Origin of the sequence: Desulfovibrio desulfuricans DSM 642 (genome assembly GCF_000420465.1) — a bacterium.
GTDB classification, from domain to species: Bacteria; Desulfobacterota; Desulfovibrionia; order Desulfovibrionales; family Desulfovibrionaceae; genus Desulfovibrio; species Desulfovibrio desulfuricans.
This window is the reverse complement of the sequence record NZ_ATUZ01000011.1, coordinates 139,867-155,969: the sequence shown is the minus strand read 5'-3', so window position 1 is coordinate 155,969 and position 16,103 is coordinate 139,867. Positions and strand designations below refer to the sequence as shown.

Annotated in this window: 19 protein-coding genes; all 19 read left to right on the top strand. The window is 60.7% G+C overall.

Annotation, left to right across the window (positions count from 1 at the left end):
• Positions 1-17: 17 nt before the first annotated feature.
• The 19 genes from G449_RS0102275 (at position 18) to tsaB (ending at position 16,060) form a co-directional block, all read left to right on the top strand.
• Complete coding sequence (locus tag G449_RS0102275) at positions 18-557, top strand: NADH-quinone oxidoreductase subunit C (protein ID WP_022657683.1); 540 nt, start codon at positions 18-20, stop codon at positions 555-557.
• On the top strand, positions 550-1,632 hold the full coding sequence (locus G449_RS0102270) for a hydrogenase large subunit (protein ID WP_022657682.1): 1,083 nt from the start codon (positions 550-552) through the stop codon (positions 1,630-1,632). The genes G449_RS0102275 and G449_RS0102270 overlap by 8 nt, the downstream gene beginning before the upstream one ends.
• A gap of 26 nt (positions 1,633-1,658) precedes the next feature.
• The gene (locus tag G449_RS0102265; protein WP_022657681.1) at positions 1,659-2,042 is read left to right on the top strand and encodes a hydrogenase maturation nickel metallochaperone HypA/HybF; all 384 of its coding nucleotides are present in this window, start codon (positions 1,659-1,661) and stop codon (positions 2,040-2,042) included.
• Positions 2,035-3,003, top strand: a complete 969-nt coding sequence (locus G449_RS18600) for a 4Fe-4S dicluster domain-containing protein (RefSeq protein WP_245170817.1) — start codon at positions 2,035-2,037, stop codon at positions 3,001-3,003. The genes G449_RS0102265 and G449_RS18600 overlap by 8 nt, the downstream gene beginning before the upstream one ends.
• 475 nt (positions 3,004-3,478) lie before the next feature.
• Positions 3,479-4,165 (top strand): Crp/Fnr family transcriptional regulator, encoded by a 687-nt coding sequence (locus G449_RS0102250; protein ID WP_022657680.1) that lies wholly within the window; start codon positions 3,479-3,481, stop codon positions 4,163-4,165.
• A 166-nt stretch (positions 4,166-4,331) separates the two neighbouring features.
• Positions 4,332-4,913 carry a flavodoxin family protein gene (locus tag G449_RS15630; RefSeq protein WP_022657678.1) on the top strand — a complete coding sequence of 194 codons (582 nt, stop codon included), beginning with the start codon at positions 4,332-4,334 and terminating at the stop codon, positions 4,911-4,913.
• 31 nt (positions 4,914-4,944) lie between these two features.
• Positions 4,945-5,397 carry a pyridoxamine 5'-phosphate oxidase family protein gene (locus tag G449_RS0102235; protein ID WP_022657677.1) on the top strand — a complete coding sequence of 151 codons (453 nt, stop codon included), beginning with the start codon at positions 4,945-4,947 and terminating at the stop codon, positions 5,395-5,397.
• Positions 5,398-5,464: 67 nt separating this feature from the next.
• Positions 5,465-6,853, top strand: a complete 1,389-nt coding sequence (locus G449_RS0102230) for a 4Fe-4S binding protein (protein ID WP_022657676.1) — start codon at positions 5,465-5,467, stop codon at positions 6,851-6,853.
• Between the two features lie 231 nt (positions 6,854-7,084).
• The gene (locus tag G449_RS0102225) at positions 7,085-7,624 is read left to right on the top strand and encodes an HPP family protein (protein WP_022657675.1); all 540 of its coding nucleotides are present in this window, start codon (positions 7,085-7,087) and stop codon (positions 7,622-7,624) included.
• A 307-nt stretch (positions 7,625-7,931) separates the two neighbouring features.
• Positions 7,932-8,732: an AzlC family ABC transporter permease gene (locus tag G449_RS15625; RefSeq protein ID WP_022657674.1), complete on the top strand. Its 801-nt coding sequence runs from the start codon at positions 7,932-7,934 to the stop codon at positions 8,730-8,732.
• Entirely contained in the window at positions 8,729-9,079 is a 351-nt protein-coding gene (locus tag G449_RS0102215; protein ID WP_022657673.1) for an AzlD domain-containing protein, read from the top strand. The genes G449_RS15625 and G449_RS0102215 overlap by 4 nt, the downstream gene beginning before the upstream one ends.
• Entirely contained in the window at positions 9,079-9,381 is a 303-nt protein-coding gene (locus G449_RS0102210; protein ID WP_051135363.1) for a DUF4911 domain-containing protein, read from the top strand. Before G449_RS0102215 ends, G449_RS0102210 begins: the two co-directional genes overlap by 1 nt.
• 201 nt (positions 9,382-9,582) lie before the next feature.
• Positions 9,583-10,296: a UMP kinase gene (gene pyrH, locus G449_RS0102205; RefSeq protein WP_022657672.1), complete on the top strand. Its 714-nt coding sequence runs from the start codon at positions 9,583-9,585 to the stop codon at positions 10,294-10,296.
• Positions 10,297-10,316: 20 nt separating this feature from the next.
• Complete coding sequence (frr, locus tag G449_RS0102200) at positions 10,317-10,877, top strand: ribosome recycling factor (RefSeq protein WP_022657671.1); 561 nt, start codon at positions 10,317-10,319, stop codon at positions 10,875-10,877.
• 116 nt (positions 10,878-10,993) lie between these two features.
• On the top strand, positions 10,994-11,716 hold the full coding sequence (locus G449_RS0102190; protein WP_022657669.1) for an undecaprenyl pyrophosphate synthase: 723 nt from the start codon (positions 10,994-10,996) through the stop codon (positions 11,714-11,716).
• The gene (locus G449_RS0102185; protein ID WP_022657668.1) at positions 11,706-12,521 is read left to right on the top strand and encodes a phosphatidate cytidylyltransferase; all 816 of its coding nucleotides are present in this window, start codon (positions 11,706-11,708) and stop codon (positions 12,519-12,521) included. Before G449_RS0102190 ends, G449_RS0102185 begins: the two co-directional genes overlap by 11 nt.
• Before the next feature lie 205 nt (positions 12,522-12,726).
• Positions 12,727-14,055, top strand: a complete 1,329-nt coding sequence (gene dxr, locus G449_RS0102175) for a 1-deoxy-D-xylulose-5-phosphate reductoisomerase (protein WP_022657666.1) — start codon at positions 12,727-12,729, stop codon at positions 14,053-14,055.
• Positions 14,049-15,203, top strand: coding sequence for an RIP metalloprotease RseP (rseP, locus tag G449_RS0102170; protein ID WP_022657665.1), 1,155 nt, complete (start codon positions 14,049-14,051; stop codon positions 15,201-15,203). The genes dxr and rseP overlap by 7 nt, the downstream gene beginning before the upstream one ends.
• A complete protein-coding gene (tsaB, locus tag G449_RS0102165) occupies positions 15,203-16,060 on the top strand; it encodes a tRNA (adenosine(37)-N6)-threonylcarbamoyltransferase complex dimerization subunit type 1 TsaB (protein ID WP_022657664.1) in 858 nt (285 codons plus the stop codon). Before rseP ends, tsaB begins: the two co-directional genes overlap by 1 nt.
• Positions 16,061-16,103: the final 43 nt, after the last annotated feature.

The following is a 16,103-nucleotide window of genomic DNA, read 5'->3' as shown; positions in this document are numbered from 1 at the left end:
ATACCCGCGGAGAACATATGCAAGAGACAATTAACGGCAACGCCAAAGTCATCGAGGGGCTTTCAGCCCTGTGTACCGAAGACGACGCCGTACACCACAGCACGGACAGCTTCGGCAACGCTTTTCACTGGTTCAGGCTGGGTACGCCCCGCATGTTGCAGGATGCCGCCGCCATCATGAGCGAAGCCAAGGCGCGCCTGTGCATGACCACCGCTTACAACCGCCGCCAGCTCAGCGAACCCATGCAGGAAGTTTGCTACCACTTTGAGCTGGACGGCGTGGTTTACAACATGACTGTGACCCTTAACGGCGAGTGGCCCACCGTGCCCTCCATCACCCCCCTGTTTGCCAATGCCGACTGGCACGAACGGGAAATGATGGAACTCTACGGCATTCAGGTTACAGGCCACCCCAATCCAACGCGCCTGTTTCTGGATGAAGAGCTTGACGCAGGCATTCTCAACGAGGCCGTGCCCCTGTCCATCATGATGAACGGGGCCTGCACCACCGACCTCTGGGAACGCATTCTCAATGACAAGGAGCGCAACCATGAGTAACACCTTCACCATGCCTCTGGGCCCCGTACACGTGGCCCTTGAGGAACCGGTATATTTCCACCTCACGGTGGAGGGTGAAACGGTTCGCCACGTGGAGCTGACCTCCGGTCACGTGCACCGCGGCATGGAAGCCATGGCTACCCAGCGCAACCTCGTCAAGAACGTCACCCTTACCGAACGCGTGTGCTCGCTGTGCTCCAACAGCCACTCCTTCACCTACAGCATGGTGGTGGAAAACGTGCTCGGCATCACCATTCCCGAGCGCGCCTGCTACCTGCGCGTGGTGGCTGAAGAAATCAAGCGCATTGCCTCGCACCTGTTCAACACGGCCATTCAGGCGCATATCATCGGCTTCAAGTCGCTGTTCATGCACGTGATGGAAGTGCGTGAAATGATGCAGGATCTCAAGGAAACCGTCTACGGCAACCGCATGAATCTGGCGGCCAACTGCATCGGCGGCGTTAAGTACAACGTCACCCCCGAGCTTTTGGACTACATGCTCAAGACCCTTGCCAAGGTTGAACCGCAGGTGGATGAAATCCGCGAGATCTACGCCACCAACGGCATGGTTCTTGGCCGCACCAAGGGCCTTGGCCTGCTGCCCAAGGAAGACGCAGTGCATCTTGGCATTGTTGGCCCCGTGGCCCGCGGTTCCGGCGTTGCCATCGACGTGCGCAAGGATTCGCCTTACGCCGCCTACGGCAAGCTGAACTTCAACTCGGTTCTTGAGCACGGCTGCTGCGTGAACTCACGCACCATGGTGCGGCTGCATGAGATATTTGAATCGTTCAGCCTCATCCGCCAGTGCATCGAAAGGATGCCCGAGGGCGAGATCACGGCACCCATGCGCCAGATCCGCACGGCAGAGGCCTGCGCCCGCACCGAAGCCCCGCGCGGCGAAGTGTTTTACTACATTCGCACCAACGGCACGGATATGCCCTCGCGCCTCAAATGGCGTGTGCCTTCCTACATGAACTGGAAGGCCCTGGGCGTCATGATGCGTGACTGCAAGGTGGCCGATGTGGCGCTGATAACCAACAGCATCGACCCATGCGTTTCCTGCACCGAACGCTAGGCATAAAGGGTTGGAGAGTTTGATCCATGCATGAGGCAACGCTGGTTCAGGGACTACTGAACATGGCCATCAAGGCTGTGGAAGACCACAATAAGGCGCATCCGGAATCTCCGGTCAGCCGTATTGCGGAATTCCAGTGCGAACTGGGCCTGCTTGCCTGCGTGGAAGCGCAAACGCTCACCGCCTGCTTTGAACTGCTGGCGGAAGGGACCCTTGCCGAGGGCGCAAAGCTTACGCTTGCCTGCGCGCCCCTGGCCTGTACCTGCAATCAGTGCGGACATGAATTCAGCCTGACGCAACGGCATTTCGTCTGCCCCAGTTGCGGCGGCGAAAACATCCACTTCAACGGGGGTCATGGGATGACGCTTATGGCCCTGCACGTTGCATCCGAGGAAACGGACCATGACTGAACATATCCAGGTCGTACCCGACAAATGCCGCGCCTGCCGCCGCTGTGAAGTGGCCTGCATTGCCGCCCACCACGGCATGAGCTTTAAAGAGGCCATGAAACACCGCGACGAACTGGTTTCGCGCGTACAGGTGGTCAAGGCCGAAGGCTTCAAGACCACCGTGCGTTGCCACCAGTGCGACCACGCGCCCTGCGCCAACGTGTGCCCCACCGGCGCACTGCAGCAGGATGCCGATGGCCGCATCATCATGCGTGTACAATACTGTGTTGCCTGTAAGATGTGCATCGCTGCATGCCCTTACGGCACCATCACCCTTGACACCATCGGCATGCCCTCCGTGGATGGCGACGATGGTGAAACCCTGGCCCAGCGCGCCCGCCGCGAAGTGGCCGTGCGCTGCGACATGTGCCGCGCATGGCGCATGGAAAACGGCAAGCGCATCACCGCCTGCATGGAAGCCTGCCCGGCCCACGCCCTTTCGCTGGTGCTGGCAGACGGTTCTGTGGTGGAAGCCCCCGCGCCGGAAAAGAAGCCCGCCATTGAAGGCGCGCCGGAAAAACCCGCCGCTCCCGTGGCCGAACCCGGGCCCCGTGCATCCGTGACCGCTGCTGGCCGCACCCCTGAAGAAGCCAAGGCTGAAGCCCCTGCCGCCCCTGTGGCGGAAGCAGCGGCTCCGGCACCTGTTGTGGAATCTCCCGTAGCGCCCAAGGCCGAGGAACCCAAGGTCGAGGCTCCTGTGGAAGCCCCTGCCGAAGCCAATACCGCTCCGGTAGTGGAAGAAGCCCCAGCGCCCGCGCCTGAAGTCAAGACGGAGCCTGCGGCTGAAGCCCCGGCAACGGAACTCGCTGCGGCGACACCGGTTGAAACCAAGCCCGAGGCTGCCCCGGCAGCGCCCAAGGCTGCGGCCTCCAAGCCTGCCAAGAGCAACAAAAAGGCAACCAGGAAGGGCGGCAAGAAGTAAGCGCTTCTGCCCACTCTGCACACTCAGGCCTCGGCGCGGCAGTCGGATTATCCCGACTTCTGCGCCGAGGCTTTGCGCTTTATGAAAATGCCGCGCATACCCGCAGATTGCTGCCTGTAAAGCCGTTGCTACTTGTAATGCCGGCTACGGCAGGCAACATTCTGCCTGCTCGCATTTCATGGCAAGGATTTTCGGGAACATCCTTGCAGAACAGTTAATTCATTTCACTTGCACCCTGTTCTAAAATCACCTTAATATACACCATGTTGCTTTGCTTTAGCCTGAAATGCAGCTTTGAATTGCAAGTTTTTGTGATCTTGGTCACAGAACATCCCGGTCATTTCTGGTGTATTGCCAGTGTTGCTGACAACAGGCCTTGCAGTCAGCCGATGGCACTGAGGCGTTCCGTACAGACGTAAACGAAACTGCAATACCAGACCGCCCGCGTACATGCTGCGGTCTGAGGGGAGACGAGATGGAAAACAGCGACCTGCAAACCATCCATGCTGCCTTGCAAACCGGCCCTTTTGCGGCCATGTCGGATACTGAACGCCAAAAGCTGGCCCTGCACGCCCGTGTGCAGCCATTCAGCCAGGGCGCGACACTTTTTCGCGAGGGTGAAGCCACTGCCGATGCCATGCTGCTGCTCTCGGGCATGGTCAAGTTGTGCCGCCATTCGGCTCAGGGCAAGGAATGTGTGCTGCACCTTGTGCGTTGCGGCAGAATGCTGGACGCAGGGGTGCTTTTTTATGAAGAAGGCCTGCCTGTAACGGCTATCGGGGTGCAGAACGGCGTAGTTTTACGGCTGGAACGCAAGGCCCTGCTTGAAGCCCTGCGCAACGACGCGGCCCTGGGAGTCGCCATGCTGGCGGCCATGAGCCTGCGCCAACGCCTGTTCATCAACAAGATTGCGGGGTCGCAGGGTCGCATTTCCGTTTCGGGCCGGGTAGCGGCATGGCTGCTGCACAGGGCAAAAATGGAAAAAAGCGCCACCCTGAGCATGGGCGTCACCCAGGAAACCCTGGCCCGCCAGATGGGCATAAGCCGCGAGAGCCTGAGCCGGGAACTCAGCGCCCTGGCATCAGCCGGTCTCATTGACCGCGACCGCCGCCGCATCATTCTGCTTGATGCCAACGCCCTGCGCGAAAGGGCCGAAGCATAGATTCATTCATTTGATACCGCGCTGTTGGCTGTAAGCGCAGCTTTGACATCTATGTAGTGATGAAGCCGCCGACCAGGCCGCACCGCCATTATGAGTGCGCGTTCGCCAAAGAGCGCATCATACGCGTTGAGAATGAAAATTCTCAAAACAAATTTCCAGGATCAGCATGAACGCTTGCATTGTTTATTCTTCCTGCACGGGCAATACCCGCAAAGTGGCTGAAGCTCTGGCCGACACCTCGGGTCTTCCCTGCTTCCCCGTGTGCAACGCTCCAGAGCCGGACGACTTTGATGTTCTGGCCCTGGGGTTCTGGGTGCGCAAAGGTCTGCCTGATGCCCGCGCCCTGCGCTACATGGATCGCGTGCGCGGCAAGCACGTGTTTTTTTTCGGCACGCTGGGCGCATGGCCCCATTCAGACCACGCCCGCCGCTGCATGGCAGCAACGCACGAAATTTTACAGGCTGGCGGCAATACGGTAGTTGATGGATTCTTGTGTCAGGGCCGCGTCAATCCACAGGTGGTTGCAGCGTCGCAGCGCAAGGGCGGTCATCCCCTGAACCCAGAGCGTCTGGCCCGCCTGCGCGAGGCTGAGCGTCACCCGGACGCGGCAGATCTGACGGCGGCGCGCCTGCACTGGCAACGCAGCCTGCAAAAATTCACTGCCAATGTCCCTGTGCGGCAAACCCCTTGCATTGCCGCAGACATTTTATCCATGCCGGAACCCATCGGCAGCAATACCTCGCTGTAACCAGCCAGCAGACCAGCATCAGGAGCCGCAAATGCGCAAACAGAACCGCGAATGCCTTGACCCGGCATTTTTTGACGAAGTTTTTTCCACTGCTGAAGACCTCTGCCTTGCCATGCACGATGGGGAATTTCCCTATGTCATTCCGCTCAACTTTGTGCGCCAGGACAACTGCATCTATATCCACTGCGCCCTTGAAGGTCACAAGCTGGACTGTATCCGCCGCAACCCCAATGTGGCTTTTACCTTGTGTGCGGATGTGACCATCCACAGGGAAAAATCCACGACCTATTACAAATCGCTGTGCGGCACAGGCCGCGCCGTGATTGTGGATGACCCGGCGGAAAAGGGCCTCGCCCTTGACGCCCTGGCAGTGCGCTACGCCGCCCTTTGCCCCACGCCCACGCCGGATGCGGCCCTTGCCCGCACAGGCGTGGTACGCATTGACATTGTGGAGCTGGTGGGCAAGCGCAAACTGCCCAAGTAAACGCCTCACCCCATGCACGGCGGCGCGTAGCAGCGCCATAACATGCCAAATATAAAGGAAGTCTGACATGCGCGGAGCTTCCCGCCTTATCCCCTTGCCTTCTTTTCTGGCCCTGCTGCCTGCCGGAGCGCACTTCTGGCGCAGCGGTCAGCCAGGCCTCGCCGCCGCCTGCCTTGCTCTGGCCCTGCTGGCCTGGGGCCGCGCCGCATGGGTGCGCCTGCTGCTCCTGCTGGTGCTGCCCCTGCTGGCCGCCCGCTGGATATGGGCTGCGGCCCAGTTTGTACAAATGCGCATGTTCATGGGCGAACCTTGGCACAGGCTGGCTGTTATTCTGCTGAGCGTGGCCCTGCTGACGGCGCTTGCCGCCCTGCCCCTGCTGCGCGAATCCGCACGACAACGCTACCATGAAGGCGACTCCAGCGCGCGCACCCAACTGGCCGCGCTGTTCCTTTGCCTTGGCCTGTTGCTGCCAGTCTGGTTTATGAAGCCGCAACTGCTGGTTATTGAACGGTTTTCCCCTCAATGGGGATCACTGCAGCTTGCGCTGGCGGGCATTTGGGCGGCCTGCGCAGCCGGATGGCTGAGCGGCAAAAAGGTTCCGCAGGTTAGAATGCATTTGTGGCGGCTCTTTTCACTGGTCTTTTTTGCCCAGCTTGTTCTCGGGCTGGCACTGGAAAGCCGTTTTCTGCTCAGCGGGCAACTGCATCTGCCTGTACCGGGGCTGATCGCCGCCGCGCCCATCTATCGTGGCGGCGGCTGGTTCATGCTGGGGCTGTTCGGTTTTTCCACACTGGTTGCGGGCGCGGCCTGGTGCAGCCATCTTTGCTACTTTGGCGTGTGGGATGCCAGCGCCGCAAAATCCTGCGCCGGAGGCCCGCGTGGACTGACTGCGATAAAAAATTCCGGCTCCGCAAAGACAGGTTCCGGTAATGCTGCTCTGCCCATTCCCCGCCGCGCGCCCAGGTGGCTGCCATATCTGCGGCTTGCCATGCTGGGCCTGACCCTTGCCGTTCCCCTGCTCTTGCGTCTTTCGGGCGCACCGCTGGAGGCGGCTCTTGCCTGCGGCCTGTTACTGGGCCTGCTGGCTGTACCGGCATCACTGCTGGTCAGCCGCAAGGCTGGATACGCCGCCTACTGCCGGGGCCTATGCCCCTTGGGGCTGCTGGCAAAGTGGATTGGCCGCATTGCCCCCTGGCGCGTGCGCCGCACAGGATCCTGCCGCCGCTGCATGGCCTGCGTGCGGGTATGCCGTCAGGACGCCATGGGCGATCCCATGACCACATCAGGCCCCAATGCAGACTGCAATCTGTGCCGCGACTGCGTAGCCGTATGCCCGCAAAAGGCGCTTTCCATAACCTGCTACGGCATGCGCGGCACGCAAGCCTGGGCGGGACCAACACTCATTGCCCTGCTTGCTGCCCTGCACGCGGCCTTTCTTGCCATGGCCCGCATCTAGACCAGATTAACTTTGAAATGCTTCACATTTCAAAGTTGTCATTCTGCCGAAAAATGCGATTCTTGGCAGAACCCACGCCAAGTTGTGGCGCGCTGCACTCTGGTGCAGCGTTAGAGTATTTAACCTTTTTCAAAGTTGAAATGCTCCAGCGCCGCCACAAAGAGTTCATTCAACCAGGGAAGCACGGCTTCACAACCGCGACTCTCGCAACATCTAGTAACGAGGATGCCAATGATGCGTGTTTTGCGCCGCCTGCGTGCGGGCACAATGGCCCCGCCCAGGGCCGACTGGAATGAAATATTCTGGGCGTGGGCAGGCAGTTGCCTGTCCATAATCAGTCTTGCGCTGCTTGAAAAACTCTGCTCGCAAGAGTGGAATCTGCCCCTGCTCATCGGCTCGTTCGGCGCGTCCGCCGTGCTGGCCTTTGGCGCGCCCCACAGCCCGCTGGCCCAGCCCCGAAATCTTGTGGGCGGGCACGTGCTCTCCGCGCTTGTGGGCGTGAGCTGCCAGCTCCTGTTCAGCGATAATCCGGTGCTGGCCTCGGGCCTTGCCGTCTCCACGGCCATTGCCCTCATGCACGCAACGCAGACCCTGCATCCTCCGGGCGGCGCAACGGCTCTTATCGCCGTTATCGGCGGTCCAGGCATCCACAGTCTCGGCTACTGGTATGTGCTCCTGCCCTGCGCAGCGGGGGCCATCTGCATGCTGGCCCTGGCCTATGCCGCCAATAATCTCGCCGCCCGCAAAAGGTATCCACTGTTCTGGTGGTAAAGGCCTCACAAAAAACGTGGTGCTGACGATCCATATTTGCAGCACAGAGTCATAACAGTTTACCTGCCTTCGTGGAGTCTGCCCCATCGGCCCTCAACGGAGGCAGGTAAACTTCGCTGCGGGGATGGATGGCAGTAACCGAAACGCCCTGCCTTGCATTCTCCTTTGCTTCATCTTGTCTCATGCCAGAAGGGGCACCCGCCTTACTCCCTCCACCACTGTCGCCTGGAACCAATACCCGGCTCCGGCTTGCCAGCCAGGGGCAAAGGGAGTAGCCTCATCGTCTTACTTTTATCGAGGTTATGACATGTCCGGCATATCTTCCGCTTCCCCCCTGGCGGAGGGCCTGCGGCGCGCACTGCCCATTGTGCTGGGCTACCTGCCCGTAGGCTTCGCTTTTGGGGTTCTTGCAGTCAAGAACAACATCCCCCCCTCTCTGGCTGTCGCCATGTCCGTGCTCATGTTTTCCGGCTCCGGCCAGTTCGTGTTCGCGGGCATGTGGGGCGCTGGCGCAAGCGCGCTCTCCATCATGGCGGCAGTGTTTATTGTAAACCTGCGCTATCTGCTGCAATCCGCCGCCGAATCCCCCTGGCTGGCTGGCCTGCCACGCGGGCAACGCTTTCTGCTGGGCCTCGGCCTTACGGACGAGACCTTTGCCGTCCATGTCACGGCCTTTCAGAACGGCTGGCAGCGCAGCCTCACCACACTCTTTGTCTGCAACCAGACCGCGCAGCTGGGCTGGGTTTCCGGTGCGGCTATCGGCGCGTTTTGCGGCGAGCTGGTGAGCGATGTCAAGCCGCTGGGCCTTGATTATGCGCTCACCGCCATGTTTCTGGCCCTGCTGGTGCCGCAGTGCGTCAGCCGCTTGCACGTGCTGGTGGCGCTCTTTACCACCACGCTTTCCATCAGCCTCAAGGCTGCGGGCATGACCCAGTGGAATATTGCCGTTGCCACGGTGCTTGGCGCAAGCCTTGGCACATGGCTCTTGGTGCGCAAGGCGCGGCACGAGGGCGCACCCCTTGACCTTGCCGACCGGCAAAACAAGGCTGCAGACAGCCCCGATATCAGCAACATGGCGACACCGCGTACAGAGGAGGCCGAATCATGAACGAAAACGGATGGTTCAGCACCAATGCGGCCCTGATGCTCTGCCTGCTTGGCAGTGTTCTGGTTACGGTTCTGCCAAAGATCCTGCCTGTCACCTTTTTGAAGGGCGACAGCCTGCCCCCGCTGCTGCGGCACTGGCTGTCCTTTGTGCCCGTCGCCGTCATGGCGGCCCTGGTGGGGCCGGACGTGTTCTTTTACGAAGGGCACTTCAACGCCGGGCCTTCCAACCTGTTTCTGATGGTGGCCCTGCCCTCGCTGCTGGTCGCGTGGTGGTCAAAGAACTATTTTCTCACCATCGCCTTCGGCATCGGCCTTGTTATTCTGGCCCGCTGGGCCGGGTTGTACTGATGCCGCGCGCACGGGGTTCCGCTTCCGGGCCGCCCTCACTGCGCGAGAGGCGCAAACCGGCTCCCGCACTGCCGCCGCCAACGCGCAGCGGCAGCCTTTTGGTGCGCATTGCGCCGGAGCATACGGGGCTGTTCCGCTTTTTGCTCGAAGCCTATGAGCACATTGCCTATTTTACCGTACTTGAAAACAAGACCGCCCTGCTGCGAGTTATCTTTTCACCTCACAGAGAGCGAGAGGCGCGCGAGGCTCTGACCCAGATGGCCCAAAGCCTGCCATTTACCGTTGAGGAATGGCCCAAATAGGCGTAATCGCCGTTTCCAGACTGCGCCAGCGGCATCTGCTCAGGGCAGTTCAACCCTGCCGGGACTGCAGATGCAAAAACGCTTTGAGCTGCGCGCAAGTTCTGTTACAATTCTTTCGTTTTGGGGCGGGGCCAAAAGCCCAGCCCTTTTCCTGCGTCCGGCGAAAGCCCGCAACACCTCAGCCTTTACCAAGGCGGACTCATGCCCACACTGAAATACAAGCGCGTGCTGCTCAAGCTGAGCGGCGAGGCCCTGGCCGGAGAAAACAAGACCGGCATTGACCCCGAAACCGTAGCCACCATCTGCCGTGAAATCGGCACCGTGCTCGAAATGGGCGTGGAAATGGCCCTTGTGATTGGCGGGGGCAACATTTTTCGCGGGCTTTCCGGCTCGGCCAAGGGCATGGAACGTTCGTCCGCCGACTACATGGGCATGCTGGCCACAGTGCTCAACGCGCTGGCCGTGCAGGATATGCTGGAAAAGCTGGGCTACCCCACGCGCGTGCTTTCGGCCATCACTATGCAGGAAGTGTGCGAACCCTTCATCCGCCGCCGCGCCCTGCGCCATATGGAAAAGGGCCGCGTGGTCATCTGCGCCGCAGGCACCGGCAACCCCTACTTCACCACTGACACCACCGCCGCCCTGCGCGGCATGGAACTGAAGTGCGACGCCATCATCAAGGCCACCAAGGTTGACGGCATCTACGACAAAGACCCCAACAAATATTCAGATGCCGTCAAGTACGACAGCATCACCTATGACGAAACACTGGCGCGCCATCTGGGCGTCATGGACGCCACGGCCTTTGCCCTTGTGCGCGACAACAACGTGCCCATCATCGTATGCCGCATGTTTGGCGGCGACATCTGCCGCGCCGTCACCGGCGAGTCCGTAGGCACCATCGTTCAGAACTGAGCCCCCCAAGGAGAATACTGATGGATATAGACAGCATCCTTCTGGACGCCGAAGACCGTATGGAAAAGGCCCTTGCCGCGCAGGAACGCGATTTTTCCAAGCTGCGCACGGGCCGCGCCTCCACCGCTCTGGTGGACGGCATCAAGGGCGACTATTACGGCACCCCCACGCCCATCAGCCAGATGGCCTCCGTTGCCGTGCCCGACAGCCGCACCGTGACAATCCAGCCATGGGACAAGGGCGGCATTTCGGTGATTGAAAAGGCCATTCTGAAGTCTGACCTGGGCCTTACGCCCATCAATGACGGCAAGGTCATCCGCATCATGATACCGCCGTTGACCGAAGAACGCCGCAAGGATCTGGTCAAGGTGGCCCGCAAATACACCGAGGACGCCAAGGTGGCGGTGCGCAACGTGCGCCGCGACGCCAACGACAGCCTGAAAAAGCTGGAAAAAGACAAGGCCATCAGCGAAGACGAACAGAAGAAGGCTTCTGAAGACGTACAAAAGCTGACGGACAAGTTTGTGGCTGATGCCGACAAAAAGTGCACGGCCAAAGAAAAGGAAATCATGGAAATCTAGCCCGTGGCGGATTTTCCGCCCGGGTTGCGCGCGCCCCGCAAGCACATTGCGGGGCGCGGCTTTGCCGCCGCAGACAAGGCCGCAGACCCGCAGGACTTTTCACCACAGGCTTTTGCATGACGGATCATCCAGACAAACTGCCCACACACCTCGCCATCATCATGGACGGCAATGGCCGCTGGGCTCAGGCGCGCGGGTTGCCCCGCGAAGCAGGCCACCGCGCTGGCGCGGAAACCGTGCGCAACATTGTGACCGAATGCCGGTCTCTGGGCATACGCCACCTCACGCTCTACACCTTTTCCAGCGAAAACTGGAACCGCCCCAAGACAGAAATCAGCGCTCTTTTCAGTCTGCTGATGGAATTTTTGAGCCGCGAGGTGCCGCGCATGGTCGAACAAGGCATTTCCATGCGCGTTCTGGGCGATCTTGACTCCATGCCCCTTGCCCAGCGCACGGCCCTGCGCCATGCCATCAAACGCACAGAGGGCGGCAGGGACATGGTTCTGAACCTCGCCCTCAACTATGGCGGCAGGGGCGAAATTGTACGCGCCGTGCAAACCATGCTGCGCGAAGGCCTGCGCCCTGAAGACGTGACTGAACAGGCCGTTGCCGACCATCTTTATACTGCCGGACAACCGGACCCTGACCTGCTTATCCGCACCAGCGGCGAGCAAAGGCTGAGCAATTATCTGCTCTACCAGTGCGCCTACAGCGAACTGTATTTCACGCCCGTGCCATGGCCGGACTTCGACGCTGCGCAGCTCCGCATGGCACTTGACGCCTATGCCGCCCGTTCGCGCCGCTTCGGCAAAACACAGGAGCAAATTGATGCCCATTGATCCTTCAACGCAATCCATCGATATCCGTCGTATTTTCACAGGCCTTGCCCTTGCCGCGGTCTTGCTGCTGGCACTCTGGTTCAGAGGCCTGCCCTTGCTGTTCGTTATTTTGCTGGTATGCGCCCTTGGACTGTGGGAGTTCTACTCCCTGTTCTGGGGTTCCAGCCGTGTACCCAGCCGCATTTGCGCCATCGTGCTTGGCTGGTGCATGATCTGCCTCACGTGGCTGCACAGGCCGCAAGATGCTCTGGTCTGCCTTGGCGCTGGCTTTGTGCTGGCCTCCATGAGTTTTCTTTTCCGGTGGGATGTTGTTGAAGACGATAATGCCTTTGCCTCCAGCGGCATCTTTATGGCGGGGCTGGCATATGTGCCCCTGCTGCTGCTCCCGGCGACCTACCTCTCCACCACCAAGCTCATCTTTGTTATTGCAGCGGTGGCCATTTCCGACACCACCGCCTACTTTGTGGGTACGCGATTCGGCCACCACAAACTGTGGCCCCGCGTCAGCCCCAAAAAAAGCTCGGAAGGCGCGGTGGGCAGCCTTGTTGGCTGCGTGATCTTTTGCGCCATTTACGGCGAAATTTACGGCAAGACCGGCTGGTTCTCCTTTGCACTGCTGGGTATTGCGATCAATGCCTTCGCCCAGTTGGGCGACCTCTTTGAATCCGCCCTCAAGCGCTCGGTAAACATCAAGGATTCCGGCAATCTGCTGCCTGGACACGGCGGCATCCTCGACAGGGCCGACAGCCTGCTGTTTGCCATGCCCATGGTGGCCGTTGTTGACCAGTGGTTTTTCTTCTTTTAGGGCCTGTTAGCACTATGACTCCTTTGCCCCCTGCTTGCGGCTGGGGGCAAAACTTCTCATAGTGTTAATGGCCCTTAAGAGCATTTTTATTTTGAAATCCTCGGTTATCCCCCACCGGGGAGCTTGAATTTTTTGCCGCAGTATCAATCTTATGCGCACAAGCGCCGCGAACACCTGCGCGCGCCCATTAAAGGACAACGTCACCATGGCGCAACTCTGGCCCGGCCTGGGCGGCCCTTCCATCAACTACCTTTCTGACGCCCCCGGTGAAAGCTGGCAGCAAACATGGCCGCGCAGTCTGGTGCTGCTGGGTTCCACAGGCTCCATAGGCCGCAGTACGCTGGAAGTAGCCGCGGCGCATCCGCAGGCATTCCGCATGGTGGGTTTTGCCTGCGCCCGCAACGTGCAGCGCCTTGCGGAACAGGCCCTCACATGGAGGCCGCCGCATCTGGCTGTGCTGGACGATGAATCCGCAGCCAAACTGCGCGCGCTTCTGCCTGCGGACTACAGCCCCCGCATTCTTGTGGGGAGCGAGGGTTACGCGGAGCTGGCCTCCCTGCCCGAGGCTTCCACCGTGCTTTCCGCACAGGTGGGCGCTGCGGGCCTTGCCGGAACGCTGGCGGCGGCTCTGGCAGGCAAGGTCATCTGCCTTGCCAACAAGGAATCACTGGTGCTGGCTGGCGACCTTGTGCGCCGCGTTTGCGCCCGCACAGGGGCCGTTGTTCTGCCTGTGGATTCCGAACACAATGCCATTTTTCAGTGTCTTGCCGGACGCGGGCAGGAAGTGGAAAGGCTCATTCTCACAGCCTCTGGCGGGCCGTTTCGCGGCTGGACGCGCGAGGCCCTGAACGCCGTCACGCCCGAGCAGGCGCTCAAGCATCCCAACTGGAGCATGGGGGCCAAGATCACTATTGATTCGGCCACGCTCATGAACAAGGGGCTGGAGGTCATTGAGGCTTTTCACCTCTACGGCGTGCCCGTCGAGCGCATCAAGGTGCTGGTGCATCCCCAGTCCGTGGTGCATTCACTTGTGGAGTTTCACGATGGCAGCCAGCTTGCCCAGCTCGGCACGCCAGACATGCGCATGGCCATTGCGGCCTGTCTGCTCTGGCCGCGCTGCGTGCCGGTAAACGTACCGCCGCTTGACCTTACGGCAAAGGCGCTTACCTTTCATGAACCGGACGAAACCGCTTTTCCCTGTCTTGGGCTGGCCAGGCAGGGGCTGGAAAACCGTGGTGGACGTTGCGTAGTGCTCAACGCCGCCAATGAGGCCGCAGTGGATCTTTTCCTTACTGGCCGCTGCGCGTTTATGGACATTCCCCGGCTGATAGCCGCCGCACTGGAGGCGCACGGCGCTTCCAACCCCGGCCACCAGCCTTTATGCGCGCCCCTTGAAGATGCCGCTTCCGCAACCGACAGCGAAGCCGCACTGACAATCGAGGCGTATACACTGGCGGAGCGCATGCAGCGTCTTGACTGCCAGAGCCGCGAGCTGGTCTACGGGCTGGCCCGTGACGGAGGTTTCTTGTGCTGACAACAATTATTGCAGTAGTGGTCGTTCTTGGCGGCCTGATCTTTTTCCACGAACTGGGGCACTTTGCCGTGGCGCGTGGTCTTGGCATGGGCGTTTCCACGTTCTCGCTGGGCTTTGGCCCCAAGATTCTCAAATACCGCAAGGGTAAGACGGAATACGCCCTGTCGCTGGTGCCGCTCGGCGGCTATGTGGCCCTGGTGGGCGAAAGCGACCCCAAGGACATTCCCGAAGGCTTTACTGAAAAAGAAAGCTTTGCCTTGCGCCCCGCATGGCAGCGTCTGCTTGTGGTTGCCGCCGGGCCTGCCGCCAATATCATTCTGGCGTGGCTGCTCTGCTGGACCCTGGCCCTTGGCTGGGGCACCCCCGTGCTGCTGCCGCAGGTTGGCGGCGTTGTGCAGAATGGCCCTGCGGACAAAGCGGGCATTCAGCCCGGCGACACCATTGTGAGCATCAACGGCGCTGCCGTTGCCAACTGGCAGGCCATGGCCGACGCCATCACGCAGAGCAACGGCAAAACGCTTGCCGTCACGCTTTCGCGCCCGGACATGGCCCCCCAGGCTGACGATCAAACCCGCGCCGATGAAGCCGCGCAGCCCGAGCAGGGCATGATCATCAGCGTGGAACTCACGCCTGAACGTTCTATCCGCAAAACCATCTTTGGCGAAGAAGAAAGCGCATGGCTTATCGGCATCCGTAATTCCGGCGCAGTGCGGCTTGTGCAGCACGGCTTTGCCGATGCGGCCATTGCCGGAGCGGGCCAGACCGCAGACATGGTTTCACTCACGTGGCAGAGTTTTGTAAAACTGGCCGAGCGCGTGGTGCCGCTGGATCAGGTGGGCGGCCCCATCATGATCATGCAGATGGTGGGCAAGCAGGCCCACGAAGGCCTTGCCGGGCTGCTTGCACTGGCGGCGCTCATCAGCATCAACCTTGGCATTCTGAACCTGCTGCCCATCCCCGTGCTGGATGGCGGGCAGATTGTTTTTTGCCTGTGGGAAATAATTTTCCGCCGTCCGCTCAACGCCCGGTTGCAGGATTACGCCATGCGCGCGGGCATTGCCCTGCTGGTGGCTCTCATGCTGCTTGCCACCTATAACGACCTGTGGCGCATCCTCAAGAATACCGGCTGGTTCGGGAGCGGCTCATAATGCAGAACGGCACCGGGCTTGAGCTTATCCTCAATGCCGCAGAGGGGGCGCTCCAGATCATTGTCACCGAAGACGAGCGGCTGATCTGCGTGCAGGAATGGCACAAGGCCGACAGAGCGACTGAAATTCTGGCTCCGGCTCTGGCAGAGATTTGCAGCAGTCTTGGCATCAAGCCCGCCGACTTTCGGCGCATTGCCTGCGTGCGCGGGCCGGGTTCCTTTACGGGCATACGGCTGGTGCTTACCACCGCCGCGGCCCTGCGCCGCGTGGGGAAGGCCCGTCTGGCGGGCCTGGACTACATGCAGGCTCTTGCCACCAGCGCCGTGCTCCAGCACAACCTGTTTTACGGCACCCCAGTATGGGTGCTCACGCACGCACGCCGCAATCTTGTGCATTGCCAGCCCTTCATGTCGTATGGGCCGCAGATTCCGGCCCAGCCCACGCAGGCTGTTGACCTCTGCGCACCGCAGGAGGCCATGCGCCGTATTGAGGCCGCACAGGGAGCGCCCCTGCCGGATGGCACCGACAGGCACCGCCGTACGCACATCTGCGGCAGCGGCCTTGCCCGCAATGCCGATGCATTTGCGGCTCTGGAAGGCATGCGTATGGTTCCCGTAGAAGAGGAGACCGACTCTCCATTCACCATGCCCCGGCTGGTCTGTCCGGATACGGCCTCGCTGTGTTTGCTGGCCCGTCACGGTGATTATTTTGATGCAGATGTGGAGCCGCTCTACGTGCGGCCCTGCGATGCGGTTGAAAATCTCCCCCAACTGGCCCCCCGCCTGGGCTTGACCGGCGAACACGCGGTCGCCGCGCTGGGTACCATGCTGGAGCGCTCCCCCAAAAGCGAAATCTGAACGTTCTGCTGTAACGGCCTGCTCGACCTTACGCGTTTGCGGA